15 protein-coding genes and 1 riboswitch are annotated in these 20,489 nt (G+C 52.0%); of the genes, 9 read left to right on the top strand and 6 right to left on the bottom strand.

What is annotated here, in order from left to right; translation table 11 throughout:
• On the top strand, nucleotides 1-205 hold a 205-nt coding region (locus H7U12_RS22470), incomplete at its 5' end, for a hypothetical protein (protein ID WP_206683935.1).
• Nucleotides 206-534: 329 nt separating this feature from the next.
• Here H7U12_RS22470 and H7U12_RS15205 read toward each other — a convergent pair.
• Complete coding sequence (locus H7U12_RS15205; RefSeq protein ID WP_186639519.1) at nucleotides 535-1,530, bottom strand: cation diffusion facilitator family transporter; 996 nt, start codon at nucleotides 1,528-1,530, stop codon at nucleotides 535-537.
• A gap of 417 nt (nucleotides 1,531-1,947) precedes the next feature.
• On the opposite strand from H7U12_RS15205, the gene H7U12_RS15200 reads away from it, so the two are divergent.
• Nucleotides 1,948-2,127, top strand: a complete 180-nt coding sequence (locus H7U12_RS15200) for a hypothetical protein (protein WP_186639517.1) — start codon at nucleotides 1,948-1,950, stop codon at nucleotides 2,125-2,127.
• A gap of 395 nt (nucleotides 2,128-2,522) precedes the next feature.
• Here the strand turns inward: H7U12_RS15200 and H7U12_RS15195 are convergent, their stop codons facing one another.
• Nucleotides 2,523-3,173, bottom strand: coding sequence for a response regulator (locus tag H7U12_RS15195; protein ID WP_186639515.1), 651 nt, complete (start codon nucleotides 3,171-3,173; stop codon nucleotides 2,523-2,525).
• Between the two features lie 317 nt (nucleotides 3,174-3,490).
• On the opposite strand from H7U12_RS15195, the gene H7U12_RS15190 reads away from it, so the two are divergent.
• Together H7U12_RS15190 and H7U12_RS15185 are read left to right on the top strand one after the other, a co-directional pair.
• Nucleotides 3,491-3,835, top strand: a complete 345-nt coding sequence (locus H7U12_RS15190; protein ID WP_186639513.1) for an STAS domain-containing protein — start codon at nucleotides 3,491-3,493, stop codon at nucleotides 3,833-3,835.
• Nucleotides 3,836-3,904: 69 nt separating this feature from the next.
• Nucleotides 3,905-4,240, top strand: a complete 336-nt coding sequence (locus H7U12_RS15185) for an STAS domain-containing protein (protein ID WP_186639511.1) — start codon at nucleotides 3,905-3,907, stop codon at nucleotides 4,238-4,240.
• A 367-nt stretch (nucleotides 4,241-4,607) separates the two neighbouring features.
• Here H7U12_RS15185 and H7U12_RS15180 read toward each other — a convergent pair whose 3' ends face one another.
• Entirely contained in the window at nucleotides 4,608-7,697 is a 3,090-nt protein-coding gene (locus tag H7U12_RS15180) for a PAS domain-containing sensor histidine kinase (protein WP_186639509.1), read from the bottom strand.
• 48 nt (nucleotides 7,698-7,745) lie between these two features.
• On the bottom strand, nucleotides 7,746-10,706 hold the full coding sequence (locus tag H7U12_RS15175) for a CheR family methyltransferase (protein WP_186639507.1): 2,961 nt from the start codon (nucleotides 10,704-10,706) through the stop codon (nucleotides 7,746-7,748).
• 330 nt (nucleotides 10,707-11,036) lie between these two features.
• On the opposite strand from H7U12_RS15175, the gene H7U12_RS15170 reads away from it, so the two are divergent.
• Complete coding sequence (locus H7U12_RS15170) at nucleotides 11,037-12,080, top strand: chemotaxis protein CheB (protein WP_186639504.1); 1,044 nt, start codon at nucleotides 11,037-11,039, stop codon at nucleotides 12,078-12,080.
• A 440-nt stretch (nucleotides 12,081-12,520) separates the two neighbouring features.
• Nucleotides 12,521-12,820: a hypothetical protein gene (locus H7U12_RS15165; RefSeq protein ID WP_186639502.1), complete on the top strand. Its 300-nt coding sequence runs from the start codon at nucleotides 12,521-12,523 to the stop codon at nucleotides 12,818-12,820.
• A gap of 412 nt (nucleotides 12,821-13,232) precedes the next feature.
• Here the strand turns inward: H7U12_RS15165 and H7U12_RS15160 are convergent, their stop codons facing one another.
• Nucleotides 13,233-14,156, bottom strand: a complete 924-nt coding sequence (locus H7U12_RS15160) for an isoaspartyl peptidase/L-asparaginase family protein (RefSeq protein WP_186639500.1) — start codon at nucleotides 14,154-14,156, stop codon at nucleotides 13,233-13,235.
• 570 nt (nucleotides 14,157-14,726) lie between these two features.
• Here H7U12_RS15160 and H7U12_RS15155 point away from each other — a divergent pair.
• Both H7U12_RS15155 and H7U12_RS15150 read left to right on the top strand, forming a co-directional pair.
• Nucleotides 14,727-15,026: a hypothetical protein gene (locus tag H7U12_RS15155; RefSeq protein WP_186639498.1), complete on the top strand. Its 300-nt coding sequence runs from the start codon at nucleotides 14,727-14,729 to the stop codon at nucleotides 15,024-15,026.
• Between the two features lie 141 nt (nucleotides 15,027-15,167).
• Nucleotides 15,168-15,506, top strand: coding sequence for a hypothetical protein (locus H7U12_RS15150; protein WP_186639496.1), 339 nt, complete (start codon nucleotides 15,168-15,170; stop codon nucleotides 15,504-15,506).
• Nucleotides 15,507-15,526: 20 nt separating this feature from the next.
• On the opposite strand, the gene H7U12_RS15145 is transcribed toward H7U12_RS15150, so the two are convergent.
• The gene (locus H7U12_RS15145; RefSeq protein WP_186639493.1) at nucleotides 15,527-16,009 is read right to left on the bottom strand and encodes a phospholipase D-like domain-containing protein; all 483 of its coding nucleotides are present in this window, start codon (nucleotides 16,007-16,009) and stop codon (nucleotides 15,527-15,529) included.
• Between the two features lie 934 nt (nucleotides 16,010-16,943).
• A riboswitch (SAM riboswitch) is annotated at nucleotides 16,944-17,047 on the top strand.
• 479 nt (nucleotides 17,048-17,526) lie between these two features.
• Here H7U12_RS15145 and H7U12_RS15140 point away from each other — a divergent pair.
• Entirely contained in the window at nucleotides 17,527-20,487 is a 2,961-nt protein-coding gene (locus H7U12_RS15140) for a SusC/RagA family TonB-linked outer membrane protein (RefSeq protein WP_241749439.1), read from the top strand.
• The last annotated feature ends 2 nt before the right edge of the window (nucleotides 20,488-20,489 follow it).

The raw sequence follows: 20,489 nt of genomic DNA, 5'->3' as shown, positions 1-20,489 counted from the left end.
TGTCACTTTTCTCCTGGATGAGAAAAGTAACCAAAAGAATCATGAAGAAAAGAAACTCGCTGACGCTCAAACAGTCTTTTCTTCAATAGTTCTGACACCTGGTGAATGCCTTCTGTTCCATAGCAAACGTAGGCCTCTGCTGCTGGGAACGGTACTGCTTGCGCTCTATTGGCACTGGGCTACGCATGCGGCCCAGCTCCGATAGAGCGCAGGTTGCTGTATTGGGTCAGAACCGTTGCAATGCCTGCATCGTCCTGCGGACGGGGTGGAAAACTTAGCGGTTCTCACTTTTGTTTTGCCTCCTGTCTTCTATTTTGTCTTACATAATGGGTAGCACCAAGAAAGAGCAAGCAAACCAGCTTATCTATGGTTATGGTTCAACTACGCACTTACACATTGCGAAACTCCCCTCCTGGGAGGGGTAGGTTGCGCTTTAGAGCTGTTTTTCTGAAAATAGGCCAAAACCAGCTCTTGCTTGCACTTCTTCCCTTGGTTAAGAATGAATCTTTTGGCAAAGGGAGAAGGGTATTTTCCTTACAAGGCGTGCTTTTCGTTTTCGCTGACGTTGGCTAGGGTCCATTCTACCCGGGAGACAAACTCGTGTTCCCGAACGTGGCAATCTGATTTGGTGCAGAGCCGACAGCTGGCGGGCGGGAGGCAGGGGTCCAGGTGCACGAAGAGTTCTACCACATCGCCCATTTCCTCGGAGATCATGTCCTGGAGCATCTCCACCTCTTTGTGGGCTTCCTGCAGGTTGAAGTACCAGGGCAGGGTAAGGTGGCAGTCTATGTGCAGCTGGCTGCCGTATTTGATCACGCGCATGTTGTGGAGGTCAATCCAGTTCTCGCGCCGGCGCTGGTTCAGGACGGTGATGATGCGGTCCATCAGCTCATGATCGGCCTCGTCCATCACCCCGGAGATGGAATTGCGCACGATGCCGTAGCCTGTATAGGTGATAAAGGAACCGAAGATGATGGCCACCACCGAGTCCAGCCACAGGATGTTGGTGAAGTAGATGCAGCCGAGGCCAATCACCAGACCAAGGCTGGAGTAGGCATCAGACAGCAGGTGTTTACCGTTGGCGATGATGGTGAGCGAATGGTGCGAGGTGCCTCGCTTGATGAGGTATCGACCGGCTACGTAATTAACCACCCCGGTCACCAAAGTCAAGAGGATGCCCACGTCCATTTTCTGGATGGGCTGCGGGTAAAGTAGGTTGTAAACCGATTTGATGATGATGGCGAACCCCGCCAGTGTGATTAGGGAGCCTTCCAGCCCCGAGGAGATGAACTCAATCTTGCCGTGTCCGTACGGGTGGTCCTTGTCTTTGGGCTTGGCCGCCAGAAAAACACTGTAGAGCGCCACTCCGCCCGTCACGAAGTTGATGATAGACTCCAGGGCATCGGTTAAGATGGCGTTGGAGTTGGTCAGGAAGTAAGCACCAAATTTCACGCTCAGCAGCAGCAGGGCCAGTACCAGCATGCCGGCCATGATGCGAATAGAAGAAACCGCCGACGAAGGGGAGGACATAGGGTTGCGGGTTAAGGATTCTTTCGCCTTTCAAACGAGAAGAGAGGCAAAAGGGGGTGCAAAAGTACTGCTTTTTTTAACCCGCCGGTAAAAAGGAGCAAGAAGATGTGCAGTAAACGAAGAAACGTAAACTGCCATAAACGGGAGTGCCGTGAAAGAGGAGCGCCTACCCGAAAATCAGGGTCAGCAACCAGGAGACCAGCGAGGCCAGCAGGCCCAAAAAGAAAAACAGAAATCCTAGAATTGGTTGCATAAGCGAGTGTTTTACCTGAGTAAAGATAAAGATTAAAAATAAATGCAACAAATACATTGAATGAATCATATAAAGACTATTGTAGGCTTGCGGGGAAACCCATAATTTAGCTGTCTGTACATGAATTAATCTTAACGTTTGGCGAGACCTCTATGAACTCCTCTGTGAAAAAGACTGTAGGTGGCAAACCCATTGAAAAGTTATTGAAAAACAGTTTGCTCCTGCCGGCAGACAATGGTAGTATCAAAGACTCCCTCGCCCGATTACAAGATCTGCGGCAACGGTACATCCAGGCCCCGGTCACGGGTAAAAACGTCCTGAAACTTCCTGCATTAAAAAAGTAATTTAGAAATCTCCGGTTTTCTTTATCAGGCTTTGCTGCACCCCGGCAAGGCCTTTTCTGTTTGTCCCTGCCTCAGAGAGTAAAATAACAGCCGAAAGACAATCTTCCTCTATCGCGCGCGCCTGATCTCCGGGGAAGTGGTAGAACTTACCGATAGGAGAAGAGATTGCTGTAAAGCGAAAGGCCGTTAATTATGAGGAGGTTGTCTCAAAAGCCGGGGTCTGAGATCTTGACAGGCTTTGAAACATTCTTTGTTGAAATTTCCGCCTTTTAAAGGAAATGCTTTATAAGGGAAATGCTCTGGGCAGAAATGTAAAACGGGCGCTTCCGTTTCAGGGGGCTTTCTGGGAAAACAGCCCTGAAACGGAAGCGCCCGTTGATGATGCTGGTGCTTGCCTAATCAATCAAGCCTTCCTGAATGGCGTACTTGATGAGGGTGGCGGTGTTACGGGCTTTGGTTTTCTCAATGAGGTGCTGGCGATGAGACTCAATGGTCCGCTTGCTGGCGAAGAGTTTATCCGCGATCTCGGCGTTGGTATACCCCTCGGCAATGAGTTTCAAGACCTCCATTTCGCGTTTAGAAAGCTCGGGGTTGTTTTTGGAACCGGCGTTTTGGGCGGCACCGTCTGGGTTGTTGGCTTTCTTCAGCAGGTTGATGGCTACCTCAGAAGAAATGAAGGAATTGTCATTGGCCACGGTTTTAATGGCGTGCACCAACTCATCGCGGCCCGCTGTTTTCAGTACGTACCCCATGGCCCCGGCTGATCGCACTTTGTGCACGTAGCTCTCCTGGTCCAGCATGGTCAGGATCAGGACCTTCACGGCCGGGTATTTCTCTTTTAAGTGTTGCAGCGTTTCAAAACCATCCATCACCGGCATGTTCAGGTCTAGCATGATTACATCTGGCGTGGTGGTTTCCAAGAGGTCCAAAAGCTGTTGTCCGTTCTCTGCTTCCCCAATGATTTGAATGGTTCTTTCAGATTTAAGCAAGGACTTCAACCCATCTCTGATCAGCGTGTGATCATCTACTAGAATTACTTTTATCATCACAGGGTGTTGTTTTTGACTCAGGGGTTAAATAACTCAAGAATTTCTTATTTAATCTAATTTCAAGAGGAGATCATGACGCCTACTGGCAAGATATAGTATTAATACGATGGCTGTCATTTTAGGTAGCCATCCTCCGGCAATAACTGGCAAATAAATTATAAACACCGTATTTATACGTAAAAACGAATAGGGTATTAATTTGAATTTATGAAGTAGAAATAGCCTTTTTTAAGGGCTTAAACCACCCTAAATTTACCACATGTTCAGTCCTTGGGATAGTAGCATTCATACAGATGGGCTAAACAATCATGCCGATGGAAATTACCACCCAATTGACAAACACAGGTCTACTGGTTTTCCTGAAAGGGGCATTGGACGGTTTGTCTGAGGAAGCAGTAAAGACTCAGTTGAAAAGCCTGTTTCAACTGAATAGGAAATACCTGTTCCTGGATTTCTCCGGCGTGACCGAGGTGACGCCCGCCGGATTGCGTAACCTCCTTCCTTATGTGCAACAGGTACAGCAGCAAAAAAAGGAACTCATTCTGTACAACGTGAAAGACGCCGTGCACGGGTTAATCAACTCGTCTGGCTTTGACTCTTTGGTGAAAGTAGTAGATTCTTTGGATACTGCTATTAGGTATGTGAACGGAAAGAAATAAAGAATTAAATAACAATTAATTAATGTACTTATTCTAAAATATTTTGCTTACTTTATATAAAAAAAGGCCATGAACATAGCAATTGAAGAAGAGACGTACGCGTATATTCTGCGTCTTAACGGAGAGTTGGATGCTTCTACCTGCCTGGAGGTGGACAAAGAAATAGAACTGGCCCTGCGCAAGCCAATTGAACAATTATGGATTGACTGCGAAGCGCTAAGCTACATTTCCTCGGCGGGCTTGGGGGTTTTGATCTCCCACATGGGCACCCTGGAAGCCAGAAACATCCACCTGGTCTTGTACGGCATGAGTGACCACGTCAGAAACGTGTTTGAGTTGCTGGGGCTGCACCAGATCATGAACATCGTGCCTTCCAGAAAAGACGCTGCTCTCCAGGAGAGATAATTTTTTGATCAGGTGAGTAGGCTTGCCGCCTACGTTTCTGCCGTATCTGCACCTTAGCAAAGTAGTATTTTCATAATCCCCTTTCCAGCCTCTTACAGGCTGTTGCTCCAGAGCAATATTTCTCCCGATCTTTTCTTTTCCACCGTAACCCGGCAGAACTAACTTCCTACGGCCATTCATTGGGGTGTTCCCGCACCTTCGTTTCTAAATTGCCCTCGTTTCATCTTACCACTCAAAAGCTCCAGACACCTCCTTGACCGCGTAGTGGTAGGCTATTCTGCGGACTAGTTGCCGTTGCCCATCACCTCTTGATGTAACAGGTGTTTTGAGGCTGTTTCCCTTAAAAGAGCCCCAAAACACCTGTTGCTTAATGCGGTATGTCAATGGTGATGATGGTGCCTTCGCTGGGGGTAGAGTCAATGGCCATGGTGCCTTGCAGGAGTTTCACCCGGTTCCGGATGGTGGTGAGGCCCATGCCGCGGGTGGCGGCTTTCTCCAGGCAATCTTGCGGCATGCCTTTGCCGTTGTCCTGCACGCGCACGCGCACGGCGCTGCCCCGGTCTACCACCTGCACCAGCGCATCGGTGGCGTCGGCGTGTTTCATGACGTTGTTCAGCAGTTCCTGCACAAACCGGAACAGGTGGGTCTCCAGGCCTGAGTTGGTGGGTTTGTCAAAGCCGGTGATCACGCAGCGCACCGTGAATGAGCTGGTGGTAAGGCGCGTGGCCATGTCTTTCAGCGCCGATTTAAGCCCAAGATCAACCAGTACCCGCGGAATGAGCTCATGGGCCAGGGTGCGGGTTTCCTTAATAGCCTCTTCCAGAAAGCCTGACACTTTCTTAAGCGGGGTTTTGGTTTCGGGGCTACTCTGCTGCTCGGTCTCTATCTCCTCCAGGTTGAGTTTGGCGGCGTACAGGAGCTGTGCCAGGCTGTTGTGCAGGGCTTCGGCAATGCGCTTGCGTTCCTCGTTCTGGGTGGAAAGGATGGCATCCATGACCATTTTTTGCTGCGAGAGCCGGAACTGGGTGTCTGCCTTCTGCCGGAGCTTCTGGCTGGTGGTGTCCCGCACAATGCCTAACACGCCGGTCACTTCTTTGGCGGCATTGTACAAGGGCGTGAGGTTGATCTCATAGGAAAGATCTGCGGGCAGAAACGGCAACTTGGTTAGGGTCACCTGCTCGCCCTGCAGCACCCGCTGTATTTGCTTCTGGAGCCTTGTTCTGGTGTGGGCCGAGAACAGGTCTTGAATTGGAGTGCCGATCACTTCTTCGCGGGGGATAGAAGTCATCTGGGCAATGGCGCGGTTCCAGGCGGTTATGTGCAGGTGGTGGTCTACGGCAATAATGCCGTGGATGTGGGTTTCCAGCAGGTTTTCAGAAAACTCCTTCTCTTGCGCCAGCTGGTTCTGCGCTTCTTTCACCTCCGTGATGTCAAAGGAAAAGGAAATGGCGCTCTGTTTATAAGGATCTAAGAAGCCATAGTTTTGGAAGTGCACTTCTTTGCCCTGGTAGTGAAACGACGAGGTAAAGGTTTTTACCTGCCCGTTTAAGATATCCTCTATGTTGTCTTTGATTTGAGGGGAGAGTTCATGAATGCTTCTCCCTTTCAGGTCATCGTCGGCTAAGCCAAAACTTCTGAGTCCTTTTCCTTTTACCTCGGTATAATAACCGTCTTTATCTGCCACGGCCAGCACCAGCGGCAAATTGTAGAGCAGCTGCTCCATGAGCATGGTGCGGTACTGGGCCTCTTCCTGCGCGCGCCGCTGCTCGGTCACATCCAGGCAGAAACCAATGGCCTCGCCGGAGTGCGTATCCTGGAACAGGTACACCTGTTTGTAGACTTTCTCGCCGTTTACTTCAAACTGCGCCTGCGTGGTGACTTTATGGCCTTGCAGGGCCTGTTGTATCTGTTGGTCCAGCTCTGGGTGAACCTGAGCAAAAGGACTGCCAATCATCTGGTGTTCTTCCAGGCCCAGGGCTTTCAACCCGGCGCCTCTTGACTCCAGAATGTGGCCGTCTTTGCCAATGCGCCAAAGCGTGAAGGGCAGGTTCTGCAGAATGGCGGTTACGGTCTCGTGCAATTGCAGGAGCTCACGGTCTGTCTGGTTTTTCTCGGTCAGGTCAGTGGCAATACCCACCAACTGGATAGGCGTGCCGGAGTTGCCGCGCTTGAACACGGTATCCCGGAACATGATGTGGCGCCAGGTGCCATCTTTGGCCTTGATGCGCACATGCGAGGTGAGATAGTCGCCGTCTTTTACTTCACTGAACCTCTTGACGCGGTCAAAAATCAGGTGGGCATCTTCGGGGTGGTAGAGGGTGTCCAGCAACTCGCGGGGGTGGCCTTTGATATCTGAGGGGGTGTACCCCAGGTACGCGAGGAAGTCACGGTTGTTGTAGATGTTGCGGCCCAGGATAAGGTCTTCTACGTACAGAAAGTCGGGGAGAGCCTCAGCGGTTTTCTTGATGAGCAGTTGGCTTTCCTGTAGCTTTTCATTGGCAATGCGTTGCTGCGTCACGTCTTCAAAGGTGAGCACAAAGCCATCGTCTAACTTCACGGCTACGCAGTTCAACCAGCGTTCATGCTTGTTTTCCTTAAAATGAGCGGTAAACGTAGCCGATTGGCCCGTTTCCACCACGTTTGCAAAGGTATGGAAGTGCCCGTCTGTTAAGAGGGTGGGCATAATCTCCGTGAGGGTGCGGCGGCGCAGTTGCTCCAGGGTATAATCCAGAAACAGCTCGGCGGTTCTGTTCAGCATGAGCCACTCAAAGTCCAGCAGATTGCCCTTGCTGTCGCGCACGGTTTTGAACACCTGAATACCGTTGAGCGAGGAGTTGAAAATAGCCGAGAGCAGCGCTTCTTTGTTGGCCAGTTCTACGTTAGCGGTTTTACGCTCTGTTACGTCTACAAACGCAATGCGGCACTGGTCGGTGTCGTTTTCGCGGCGCAGCAGCATGCCTTCCAGCTGGGCATAAAACACAGTGCCCGTGTTGGAGACTACCTGCAGTTCTATGGTTTGGGTACTGCCCCCAGAGAGAAGTACCTTTTGGAAGAACCCGTAGTAGGCATCAAGGCTGTCTGAGTGCACAAACTGGCTGAACCGGCGCGCCACCAAGTGCTTCAAGGAAGAAGCCAGCAGCTCTATTCCTTTGGCATTGGCTTCCTCTATGATGCCGTGTTCGTCAAGGGTCACATACCCAAAGGGCGAGTGCTGGTACAGGTCAAGGTACTTGGCCCGGGCCGCCTCCAGTTCCTGAGTAGCCAGTTGCAGTTGGTGGTTCTGCATCTCCAGTTCTACCTGGTGAATCTGCAACTCCTGTATAAGCAGGCGTACGTCATGCGGTGACATGTTTTGCACGTCTGCCATACTCACGGGCTTCTGTAATTTCTCTGCCCGCTGCCGTAGCAGGGAGAAATCATGGGCCATGCCAATGGGCTCTTTCTTCTCGTCACTCATAAGGAAACTCTCTACAGGATAAGGCAGGAACGTTGCTCCTGATTTCTGTTATTTCTCAAATACTTCCAGTGCCAGCAGAATTTTGAACGGTTTGTTTTCCGTTTGTTCTACCCGCCGCGTGTTCAGAATCATTCTGCGGTACCCCAGTACCGGAAACTCGTGCTCCAAGGTCTCGTTCTTTATTTCGATGTTCTCTTTCAGCACTTTGTTCATCAGGTTTCTGAGCTGCGGAATGTCCCACTGGCCGTTTCCCAGATGATAGAGCCATTGCCCCTTCAACTGCTCGGGAATTAACTGGAAGGTTTGGGCGAAGGCGTTGCTGGTGCTCTCTACCCGCAGTTGTCCGTCCAATACCACCAGCGGCTGCTGAATAATGTCTATAATGTTGGCGGCGTACAGGCTGGTGGCGGCCACGCTGGTTTCCAGGTCTTTGAAACTGGTAATGTTGGTAAACGTAACTACTGCGCCGTCAATGAAATTGTCTGCCGTGCGGTAAGGGAGCACCCGCATAGAATACCACTGTTTTTCATCTTTGGTTTGCAGGTGTACTTCTTTGCTGCGCAGCCGGTCCAGCACTTCTTTGACATCGTCCTGAATACTCTGGTATTTAAGGTTAGAGGCAATGTGCGTGATGGAGCGCCCGATGTCTGCCCTGATGAGGCTGAAAATCTGGGTGGCCTGCGGCGTGAAATTTCTGACGTTCAAGTTGTTGTCCAGGAAGATGGTGGCCACCTCGGTGCTGTCCAACAGGTTTTTCATGTCATTGTTGGAGTTGACCAATTCCTCCGTCTTGGTCTGGTACTGGAGGTTAATGGTCATGAGCTCCTCGTTCAAAGACTGCATCTCCTCTTTGTTGGTCATGGTCTCCTCATTGGTGCTTTGCAGTTCCTCATTGGCGCTCTGTAGCTCTTCATTGGTAGACTTGAGCTCTTCTAAAGAGGAGTTCATTTCTTCAATGGTAGATTGCAGGCGCTGTTTGGTGTAGAGCAGTTCCTTCTCCAGTTCAGCAATGCGGGCATCTTTCTGCGAGGCTTCCTCTGCGGAGTCTTTGCGGCCTTTGCGGGGTTTGGGCTGCGGCATGTCTTCAAAGGTCAACAGGAGCATGCCCCGTACCTGGTCTGGTTCCAGCAAAGGGGTCACCGTCAGCTTCACGTACTGGGTGCCGTGGTCGGTCTTAATCTGAATGTTTTCGCCTGCGGTTTGTTCCTTCAGCACCGCCGCCCGGTTCACCAGGTTGTTGAGCTCAAAAGTGAGACCTTCACGGGCCATCTCAAACACGTTGAGGGTTGCCTGACCCTGGGCGGGTTCCAGGTACTTGCCCGTGCGCCCGTGTACGTAGAAAATGTCTCCCTTAGGATTTATAATTAAGGTGGGCGGGGCAAACTGTTGGAGCAACACGCGCTGTACTACCCGGCTCAGGTTATCTTCCTGCTTCACAGTAGTGACCTGTGGTACTGATGGTGGCTTCACGGTTTCAAAGGAGGTAAATGTGAACGGAAATTCTGAGAGGCGCGTCACGGGCACATCGCTCTCATCACGTAAGGAGATTTTCCATTTGGTGTCTAGGGTGGTAAACATATCCGGGAAACCCGACAGCGTTTCTGAGGAGCCCAGAAACAGCAGCCCCTTAGGGTTTAACGCATAATGAAACACCGGAAACAGCTTCTTCTGCAACTCCGCGGAAAGATAGATGAGCAGGTTACGGCAGGTGAGCAAATCCAGCTTGGTGAAGGGAGCGTCGCGGTTCAGGTTGTGCACCGCAAACACCACCTTTTCGCGCAAGTCTTTCTTAACTGTATACTGGGTGTCTTCCTGGGTGAAAAAGCGTTTCAGGCGCTCCGGCGAAACATCGGCGGTGATGTTTTCCTGGTAGCAGGCGGCGCGGGCCTTTTCAATGGCCACTGGGTCAATGTCGGTGGCGAACACCTGCACTTTCAGGTGCTTGCCCGATTTTTCAATGGCCTCCTGCAACAGAATGGTAATGGAATAGGCCTCTTCGCCGGTAGAGCAGCCCGCCACCCTCACCCGTACATAGTCGCCGTCCTCCTTGTGCAGGAGCAACTGGGGCAGGTACTTTTCTTCCAGCAGAGCAAAAGCTTCCGCATCCCTGAAAAACTTGGTCACCCCAATAAGCAGTTCTTTGAAGAGCTGTTCCACTTCCAGCGGATTGTCTTGCAGGTACTGCACGTACTCAGAGAATTGGGTAATCTGGTGGCTGTTCATGCGCCGCTCAATGCGCCGGAAAATGGTGTTGCGCTTGTACAAAGAGAAGTCATGGCCTGTTTTGTTGCGGATGAGGTCAAAAATCTTCTGCACCATCTGGGTTGACTTGTGCGACTCTATGAGCGTTTTGCTTTTGAGAGTGGGCATTTGGGCGTAGGCCACCAGTTTGTTAGGCATTTCCTCCACGGGCAGCACGTAGTCCACAAACTCGGTTTTGATGGCGTTGCGCGGCATGGCGTCAAAGCGGGCGGTACCTGGGTCTTGCACCATCACCATCCCAAAGTTTTCCATAATCATCTTCACGCCCAGGGTGCCGTCTGCCCCCATGCCCGAGAGGATGGCGCCAATAGCATGCTCACGCCGGTTTACCGCCAGGCTCTGGAAGAAATAGTCAATGGGCATGCGCTGGCCGTTGGGCTGCTCTGGGTCTATCAGCCTGAAATGGTCTCTTTCCAGGGCAGTTTCTTTGTGGGAGGGAACCACGTACACATGCTCCGGCTCTACTTTCATGTCGTCTGTAATCTCCAGCACGGGCATGGACGTGTAGCGTTTGATGATTTCGGCCATCATGCCTTTTTGGGAGGGGTCCAGGTGCGGGACCACCACGTAGGCCATGCCGGTGCCCGAAGGCAAATGCTGAAAGAACGCTTCAAACCCTTCCAATGAACCCGCAGAGCCGCCCAATGCTACAATCTGGAAGTCCAGGTTGGGTTTGTCTACCGGAATAATCTCCTTGTGAAACGCCTTGGGCGTAATCCGCAGCGCCCCAGAGGGCGTAGGGGCCATAGGGTTTTCTGTATCTGTTCTTTCCATAAAGTTTGTACGTAAAAGGAAGCGCCTGGTCTCCTGCCCGTTAGGGCCTTCTCGTTATCAACAACGCCTGAGGTGGCGGGCATAGACCTGTACCTGGCCTTTCCTTCAGTTTACAAGATACACTTATTAGCCCGCATACTTTCAGGAATGCGGTTTACCTGCCAGAGATACCGCACTAATACGTAGTAAGTCCAGATTGATTCTTTTACGGGTTTGAAAGAAACTTGCGGGGTGGGGGAGAAAACTGGGTGATTTCGCCTTTTTGCACGTACAAGTAAGACAAGCAAGCTAAACCCAACCAACATGAAACTTCCGCATCACGATGTCATTGTGATTGGTACCTCGGCCGGAGGCATGGTCGTACTCTGTGAGTTGCTGGAGCAACTTCCCGCCGATTTGCCCGCTTCTATTTTCATTGTGCAGCACCTGGCCAGAAATTCTAATTCTGAGGTACTGGTAGACCGGCTGAACAAAACTTCCAAGCTTACCTGCCAGGTAGCCACCCACGAACAAATCATTGAACATGGCAACGTGTACTTTGTGCCGCAAGACCACCACCTGCTGCTGCAGAAAGGCCGCATGCTGGTGACCAAAGGCCCCCGTGAGAACCTGTTCAGGCCCGCCATTGACCCTTTGTTCCGGTCTGCCGCCGCCGCGTACGGCCCGCGGGTGATTGGGATTGTGCTCACGGGCATGCTGCAGGATGGCACTGTGGGTATGGAAATGATTAAGCGCAGCGGCGGCATCACCATGGTGCAACGCCCCGAAGAAGCCGAATACCCCGACATGCCCCTAAGCGTGCTCAATGAGATTGAGGTAGATTACGTGGCCAGCGTGTCTGAAATGGGGCAATTGCTGCAGGAACTGGTCTTTGTGCCCGCCGCTTCCACGGACCAGGTGCCCGAAGATGTCATCTATGAAGCTTCCATTGCCGAGCGCCTCATGCTGGACTCCGGAGAAATTGAAGACACTGAATTAATGGGCCCCCGCTCCCAGTTTTCGTGCCCCAGCTGTGGTGGTGCCTTATGGGAAGTAAACAAAGGCAACGTGACCCATTTCCGGTGCCACGTGGGCCACGCCTTCACCCCAGACGCCTACCTCAACGCCAACGTAGAATCCATTGAAGAAACCCTCTGGATTGCCATGCGCATGCTGGAGGAGCGCCGCACCATGCTTAACGCCATGGCCGATCAGGACAAGCGCAAAGGCCACAACACCTGGTCAGAAACCCAGGAAGAACGTGCCCAGGAACTCAAACAACACATTGCCCGCATCCGGCACCTGCTCATGACCAACGCCAACGCCCGCCACCGGCAAGAAGGGCAAGACGAAAAAGAAGTAGGCTGATATCCTGCTTTCGGCCTGTTTTCATCAAAACAGACCTAAAACGCCAGGCTGTCTTTTTTCTGAACCAGGTTCCCGGGACGCTGGCAAGAGGTGACTCGTTGGTTTGTTTTCCCCGATACTAGATCTTTCCCTCATCTCCGCTTCTCCGGGGCGGGCAACTTCCTGGGCAGGTTGACCTGGGCAAGCATCGGGCGGTAGCCTTGCTTTCCCTTTCCTGAGGCAGAGAGGCTTCCCGTTTTTGCCTGCGAAATCTCTTTTGCATTGCAGGGCGCATCTTCTTTGTACCACCCTGAGGGTGTGCAGGAAAGGCCTTGAGAGGTTTTGCTAATTGATTTTATGGGTGGTTTCTGAAGGATATGAGGTAAATGCGTTAAAAAAGTACGTATTTATACAACCCGTCATTTTCTTATCCGTTGATAGAGAGGCAAAAGGAGAATCGTATGAAAAAGGAAGAGACAGTGCTGAAGGTAATATACGGATTAGTGAAAGGAGATAAGTCACCGGTACATTTGCCCATTTCACCGGTAGCGGTGAGCGAGGCCACCGGGCTGGCCCTGGACCAGGTGCAGGCATTTTGTGAGACATTTGAGAACCACGGGTACCTTATCAGTAACAAGGTGCACCGCGGGTCTACATATTATTACATCACCAAAGCCGGGCTAGACGAGGCCGTTAACCCCACGTCGCCCATTTACTTTACCTCGTCGGTGGTAAGCCAGCGGCGGCAAAGAGCCTCCTAGAAATATTCCACAGCAGCAAGGCTTCGGTTTTGGGCTCGTTTTCAGAAAACAGCCTCTAAACCGAAGTTTTTTTGTGCCTGCTCCTTTCCAGAAGCCTTATCCGGAATCCGGCTCCGCAAAGGAGTTGCTAAGGAAGTTCTTTCCGCCCCCAAGACGTTTCATGTCCTTCTGCCCGAGCTAATTGGTAACTTAAACTGCGCGTGCGTTCATTCTTGCCGTAGCCTCCTCAGATGCCACAAAAAACGTCTTCTGTTTTGGGGCACTTTTAAGGAAAATAGCCCCAAAACAGAAGACGTTTCAAAAGAGTAATCGTTCTGTTAATTCTCAGAAGGTCTCTGGCCAAACCGCTTTGCCCCTGGTAGACTCCCGCCCAGAAGAGCAAGGTCATGCAAGGCGGGTGAACGGGGCATTCTTACTGCTTATCGTCGTCTCGCCAGATGGCCAGGTACATGGGGTCGTTGTTTTTCTTGCAGGCCCTGAACATAAGACTGGTCTCGAAACTGAACTCCACATTGCCCTCAGGGTCCAGGGCAATGAAGTTGCGGTCGCCCTCAATGCGGTCTTTGTACACCTCCATGGCTTCGCGGGCGGCTTCTTTGAGCGGTAGTTGCTTGTATTTCATGAGCGCGTACACTTCGTGGGCCACGTTGGCGCGCAGAATGCCCTCGCCGTCGCCGGTGCAGGAAACGGCGCACACTTCGTTGTTGGCGTACGTGCCGGCTCCAATGATGGGCGAATCACCCACGCGGCCGGGGTACTGGTTTTCCAGGCCGCCGGTGGAGGTGGCGGCTGCCAGGTTGCCGTCCATGTCCAGCGCCACGGCGCCCACGGTGTCTTTCTGCAGCTCCTCTTTTTCTTTCTTCTTGGCCTTCTTCAGCGATTTGATCTTTTCCTCGGTTTTGAAGTAATCGTCTGATTTCATCTCCAGTTCCTGATCCCGGGCAAAATCCTCGGCTCCCGTGCTGGTGAGCAGCACGTGGGGGGAGCGCAGCATAATGGTCTTGGCCAGCGTGATGGGGTGTTTCACGTGCTTCACCCCAGACACCGCGCCCGCCTGCATGTTCTTGCCGTCCATGATGGCGGCGTCAAACTCAATGCTCTCGTCTTTGGTCAGGCTGCCGCCCCGTCCGGCATTGAAGAGGGGGTTGTTTTCCATGCTCCGGACGGCGGCTTCCACGGCATCTACGGCGCTGCCGCCAGCTTCCAGAATGTGCCAACCGGCCATCAGGGCGTTCTCCAGGCCTTGTTCATAGGCGGCCTGTTTGGTTTCGCCTAATTCTTCACGGCTTTGGTTTTCAGCTCCCCCATGAATCGCAATCACCCAATTTTTCTTCATAACGGTAGTGTCTAAAGGTAGTTTTGTTGGGCCTTATGCCCGATGTGTTTGGATGTACGGCAAGGCCCGGACGCGGTTGGCCTGATAAATACGGAATTAGCCCCGGAGTTTTACACCCGAAGGGATTCTGCTACTTGAATAAGCCAGGTAGTTGCCTGCCACGAGACGGGTAAGGAAATTCTCCTTTGGCAGTACTATTTAGATCATTGGTATGAAACTGTTGAAAAATTCCGTGTTTACGCAAGTGAATTGCCGTGTTTTTTCCGGCACTTTCTACAGGGTAGTCAGCGTATGTAGGAATATTGAAGGAAGTCCAGGCAAATTGGCTTCCTGTTTCACCTACCAGAGTTTAGTGGTGACGCTACGTTCTGATTCACGGATAAGCCGATGACCGTACACCCCAAAAATACCAAAACCTAGCGAAAGAAGACCGGAAACGTAAAACCTTGGCAACACCGCCGGGATTGGCGCTCCCGCCCCGATGGACACGCCTCCGCTGAGGAGACCGGAGAACTCCCGTACTCGCTTTCCTTGCAAGAGAAAGCAAGCTAGCTTTTGATGCACACAATTATGCAGAAAATTAGTACTGAGCAAATTGGGGAAAAGATAATTATTCTGCTGCAGGGCGATTTGGATGCCGCCGATCAGCGTCTTAACAGGCTATTTGTGAACCCGAGCCCAGCCGATCAGGAACTTGGTTTGTGGATCGACTGCTCTAGCCTGGAATGCATCAAAACCTTTGGCGTTTGCCACTTCATCAGCCAGTTGCTGGTGCTTAAGTCAATGGGCGCGAACATCAGGCTGCTGCGGGTAGGGAAGCAGCACAACGCTTGCTGCGTTTGTTGCAGGTGCATCCGCTTTTCACCATAGTACCTGATGTAGAGGAAGCCTATCACGTAATGCAGGTTTCCTGACCAGAACACCGTATGCCCGCCTTTAAAAGAGCGGGTTTACCAGAACAGAAAAGAGGAGTAACACTTCAGACACAAGCAGGAGGAGAGAGAACGCAGCATGGAGTTGGAACAATTCACAGATGTAGAAGAGGCACTGGAGTACCTGAAACAGCAGGGGTATACCCACACCTTCAGTTGCTGCCCAGAGGGGTGGCATTGCGGGGAAACAAAGGAAATTTTCTGGCCCGAGGAAATGCAGGTGGTCGCGTGTCACCGGTTCCAGAAACGGCGGGGCACCCATACGGTGAGCATGCTGTACGTGGTAGATGCTCCCAACGGCAGCAAAGGAATCATTCTGGACAATTGCTCCACCTACGGCAATGCCCGGTTCGGGGAATTTCTGGTCCGCATGAAGCTGAACAAAATCCAGCCGGGCAGCCGGCCGGAAGTCCGTTGAGGGCAGAAAACTTTCCCTTTTTACTTCAGGAAACTCATCTCTTTCCAGAGGCGGTCAAATTCTTTGAGGTACCCGGCCACTACGGTGGGTTCTGAGGTGACCAGTACGTTCTCGTGGTTGTAGAGGGCGGCGCTACGGGTCCAGTTGTACGAGCCGGTGAGCACCTGCACCTGGTCAATGATCGCGAACTTGTGGTGCATGTGGTTGGCCGTGTTGTCTACCTTCACCTTGATGCCCGCCTGCGCCAGTTGCCGGATGTCAGAGCCTTTGTCAAACAGTTTCTCGTTGTCGGTGAGCAGTTGAATAGCGATGCCCCGGCGGTGGGCCGCCAGAATAGCCTGGGTAATCCGGTCATCAGAGATGGTGAACACACAGATTTTCAAAGAACTGGTAGCCGCGTTCAGGCATTCCAGAATGGCTTTGAGGCAAGCCTCCCCGGGGCTGAAATAAGCCGCATTCCTGACTTTGGGCGTGTTTTTGAAAAAGGAAAATAATGTTTTCAAAGAAGAACGGTTAAAGTGTTTTGCTGGCTAAGATACACACTTCCCGCTCATAGGGTTGCCGCCTTTCCTGAAGTCAAGGCAAGCTGTTTTAAGCATAGTTTTCAGAAAGAAGCCTTAAAACAGCAGAAAGGGTGCTTGCCATTATCCTCTCAAAAACCTTTCGCGGAGTATTCACTTGGCATTGTTTTAGTATTCATTACATCAAAAATGTAGGGGCAATCCCTTGTGGTTGCCCTTTTCGTTTCCACCCAAATCTGTCGTTTCTTAGCAAGAGGAGAACGGTTTGAAAACGTTCTTGTCATCTTCAAAGGGTTTGGCCGTTACGTTCTATTTCAATGCTTTTGTTCCTTCAAATAGGTATTGCCATTACTGTACATTTTGAGCCTCCCGGCTCACTGAAGTTTCAAACTTCAGCTCATTTTAGGTCCAAGTTAAAAACTTGAACCAGCTATATTTTTAGAACTTATCAGCCCTTTCCTTCAAAGGAGGACAGAATGCGTGTTGAAAAAACAGGAGCTTGCCAAGAGTAAATGCTGCTATGGCTACGACTAAATGGCTATGACAAAACTATGGCGCGGAAGTTACTTCCATGCCTTTGCTCCAATCCGTCAAACGACGAATCTTCCGCGCCTAGGGAGACAGGAAGAAGATAGGCAAACGCGCGCCAGTTGCGTTTTCCACCTATTTTCTTGAAAAGAAGCTTAAAACAGATCTGGCTTTTCAAGTGTGGAAATTCCAGTCAGGGTGGGGGCAACAGCGAAAAACATCTGAAAAGAGTGAGTTGAATGAAAAGCAGAAGAAGGGGGCCTGAAACTCTGATCGGTTGGATTATTCGTAGGTTGGGGTGGTTTGAAGAGAAACTTGAAAAAATTATTTATCCCGGAAAGTTGTTTTTGTGAAATCTACGCCCTTACCTTTGGGCATCTTTATTGGAGATTTATAAAGAAGAGGCGAGAGAGCAGGCTCCGGGACCCTCTAGCAACCTTCGGCCCCGCCGAAAAGGTGCTAACACCTGCCCATTTTTGGGAACTATAAATATTTGACCATGCAACCACTGTACTTGCCCGTTCGCCAAGCTTCTAACCCCTCTTCTGCTGTGTGCCTTTCGCTGCCCATGCAGGCCTGTTGTTGCAATTAGCGCTGGTAACCACCTCTTCTTTTTCTGACGTAGCCTTGTTCACCGTGCGGTGACGCGTGCCTTTCGTCTACCTGTTTTCATTCAATCAGATCATTATGAGTTATTCTTTACCCTTCTCTTCCCCGGAGAACGATGCGCCTAACGGAGTATCCTTGCTGTTTTCTACCGCCGCTTTTTCTGTGAGTGCCGCCTCTGCCCGCACCCGAATGTGCTGTTGTAAATAGCCGTTTCCGTTGCACTAATCCGATAGCTTTTCGTCTGTTTTGACTATTGCCGGTATCGTCCTGATGCCGGGCTGGAATTGTCTTGTCTTTAGAATTTTATAAAAATGCAAACCTATACAAGTAGTACTCTGAAAAGTCTAGTAAGTCTAGGAGTTTTGTTGGCTATATTGCTGGCGCATGCTGCTTTTGCCCAAGCTCCGCCCGTAAGCGGGCAAGTCACCAGTACCAATCGTAATGAAGCCCTGGCGGGTGTCAGCGTAGTGGTGAAAGGAACCACCAGCGGGACGTTCACCAACGCCGAGGGGCGTTTTTCCATCGCGGCCAACCAAGGCCAGACGCTAGTGTTCTCCAGTATCGGGTACACCGCTGCGGAGGTGGTGGTGAATGGAAGTACGCTCAACGTAACCTTAAAGGAAGATACCAAAAGCCTGGAAGAAGTGGTGGTGGTGGGCTATGGCACGCAGTCGCAAAAGGCGGTTTCCAGCTCGGTGAGCACCGTGAACGTGGAGGACCTGAAAGGCTTGCCGGTTTCCTCGCCTGACCAACTGCTCCAGGGAAAGGCCTCCGGCGTGCAGATTTCCTCGGCCAGTGGCGCGCCGGGTGGCGGCATCAGCGTGAGTGTGCGCGGGGCCACGTCCATCAACGCCAGCAACTCGCCGCTGTACGTGATTGACGGGGTGTTCATCAACAACCAGTCGCTCAGTAACCTGGGCCTGGGCGGACAGACGTTCAACCCCTTAGCTGATTTGAACCCCGCGGATATTGAAAGCATCCAGGTCTTGAAAGACGCCAACGCCACGGCCATTTACGGCTCCAGAGGAGCGAACGGAGTGGTGCTCATCACCACTAAGCGGGGCAAGCTGAACGCGGGTTCCAAGATTAGTTTCCAGACGTACTTTGGCTGGGCCAAGGCACCCAAACTGTATGAAACCGTGAACGCTCAGCAGGAGGCCGAACTCATCAACGAGTCGTTTCTGAACGATGGTGGCGCTTTCGCCTCCCGTCCGTTCCGCCCCAAAGCCGAAGGTGGTCGCGGTTTGCCCGAAGAGCAGACCACCTATTCCCGCATCCCAGATGTGTTCCAGACGGCCAAAACCCAGAGCTATGACCTGTCGGCCTCCGGTGGCTCAGACAAAAGCCGCTACTTTATTGGCGGCAGTTATTTCTCGCAGGAAGGCATTGTGAAACCCGCACAGTTCGAGCGCTTCAGCGGACGGTTCAACTTTGACCATAACCTCAACAAGAAACTGACGGTGGGCATCAGCGCCTCCGGGGCGTACAGCCACCGCAACATCAGCCGCAACGACAACAGCGCCCAGGGCGTGATTAACTCGGCGCTGTACGTGCAGACGTTTTTGCCGGTGTTTAACGAAGATGGCAGCTACGCCCGCCACAGCATCTTTGACAATCACCTAGCCCTCATAGAAAACCTGAACATTCAGGGGCACAGCAACCGCCTCATCGGGAACCTGTACGCTGAGTATGAGTTTCTGCCGGGGCTGTCGTTTAAATCCAGCTGGAGCCTGGACTACAACAGCTACCTGGACAAAGTTTACAACAACACCCAGATCAGCGTGGGCCTTCCGGCCGGCAACGGCAGCAACACCCAGACTAGTTTAGTGACACTCATCAACGAGCAGGTCCTGACCTACAACAAGGCGCTGGGCGATGACCACCTTTTGAACCTGGTTTTGGGAAATACCCTCCAAAGCAGCAAATACAACTTTTTGACGCTCTCGGGCCAGAAATTTCCCAGCGATAACTTCCAGGAGATTGCTTCGTCGTCTATCCAGACGGGGAGCACCAGTTCCAGCCAGAATGGCTTGGTGTCGTTCTTCGGGCGGGCGAGTTACACGTTCAGAGACAAGTACAGCCTGGATGGTAGCCTCCGGGCCGATGGTTCTTCTAAGTTTGCCGCGGGCAACAAATGGGGCTACTTCCCGTCCATAGGAGTGGCCTGGATTGTCTCCGAGGAGGCGTTTGCGAAAGACCTGCCGTTTGACCAGATCAAGCTGCGCGCCAACATCGGGTTATCCGGAAACCAGAACGGCATCAGTGATTTCCCGTCGCAGAGTTTGTGGAGAGCCGGAAGGAATTACCAGAACAACCCGGGCATCAGCCCGAGCCAGCTGGGCAACCCCGATCTGACCTGGGAAACCACCCGGCAGTGGAACGTGGGGCTGGATCTGGCGTTCCTGCAGAACCGGATCAAAGTGGAGGCCAACTACTACAGCAAATACACCAAAGACCTGCTCATTCAGGTGCCGGTGCCTTCCAAACTGGGTTACTCCAGCGTGTACGAGAACTTGGGCGAGGTGAGCAACAAAGGGGTGGAGTTGAGCATCTCCTCGGTGAACATCCAGAAAGATGATTTCCAGTGGTCCACGGATTTCAACATCGCCCGCAACAAGAACCGCATTGAGAAACTGCCCACGCCTATCACCGCCCACTCCCGCGACTGGGTGCGCATGGAACAGGGCAACTCGCTCTTCGCTTTCTGGGTGTACGACCAGCTGTATGTAGATCCGCAGACCGGCGATGCCGTGTACGATGACGTGGACAAAAACGGCACCATCACCACCGCCGACCGCAAGATCATGGGCAACGGCGCGCCGGATTTCTTCGGGAGCTTGAACAACACCGTGCGCTTCAAGCGGTTCGATTTAGGGGCCCTTTTGTATTTCCAGTCTGGAAACGACATCATCAACCTGAACCGCTTTTTCATGGAGCATGGCGGCACCCAGAGCGGCATTACCTTCTTCCCGAACCAGCTGAACCGTTGGCAGAAACCCGGTGACATCACCGATGTGCCGCGCCTGACCAAAAAAGGCAACAACTACACGCTGCCCAGCAGCCGCTACCTGGAAGACGCTTCCTTCCTGCGTCTGCGCTCCATCACGCTGGGCTATAATGTGCCCACGGAGCTGGTGAACCGCTTTAAAATCTCCAACCTGCGCCTGTACGCGCTGGCTACCAACCTCTGGACGCTCACCAATTACAGCGGCCTTGACCCCGAGGTGAACGCGGCGGCGAACAACCAGAACGTGCTGGGCATTGACCACGCTGTGGTGCCGCAGCCCAGAAGTTTCCAGATAGGTGCCAATGTTACTTTCTAAAA

The sequence above is a fragment of the Rufibacter sediminis genome, assembly GCF_014269285.1.
Taxonomy (GTDB): Bacteria; Bacteroidota; Bacteroidia; order Cytophagales; family Hymenobacteraceae; genus Nibribacter; species Nibribacter sediminis.
The sequence above is the reverse complement of the archived record's forward strand: the minus strand, read 5'-3'. Positions and strand labels throughout refer to the sequence as shown.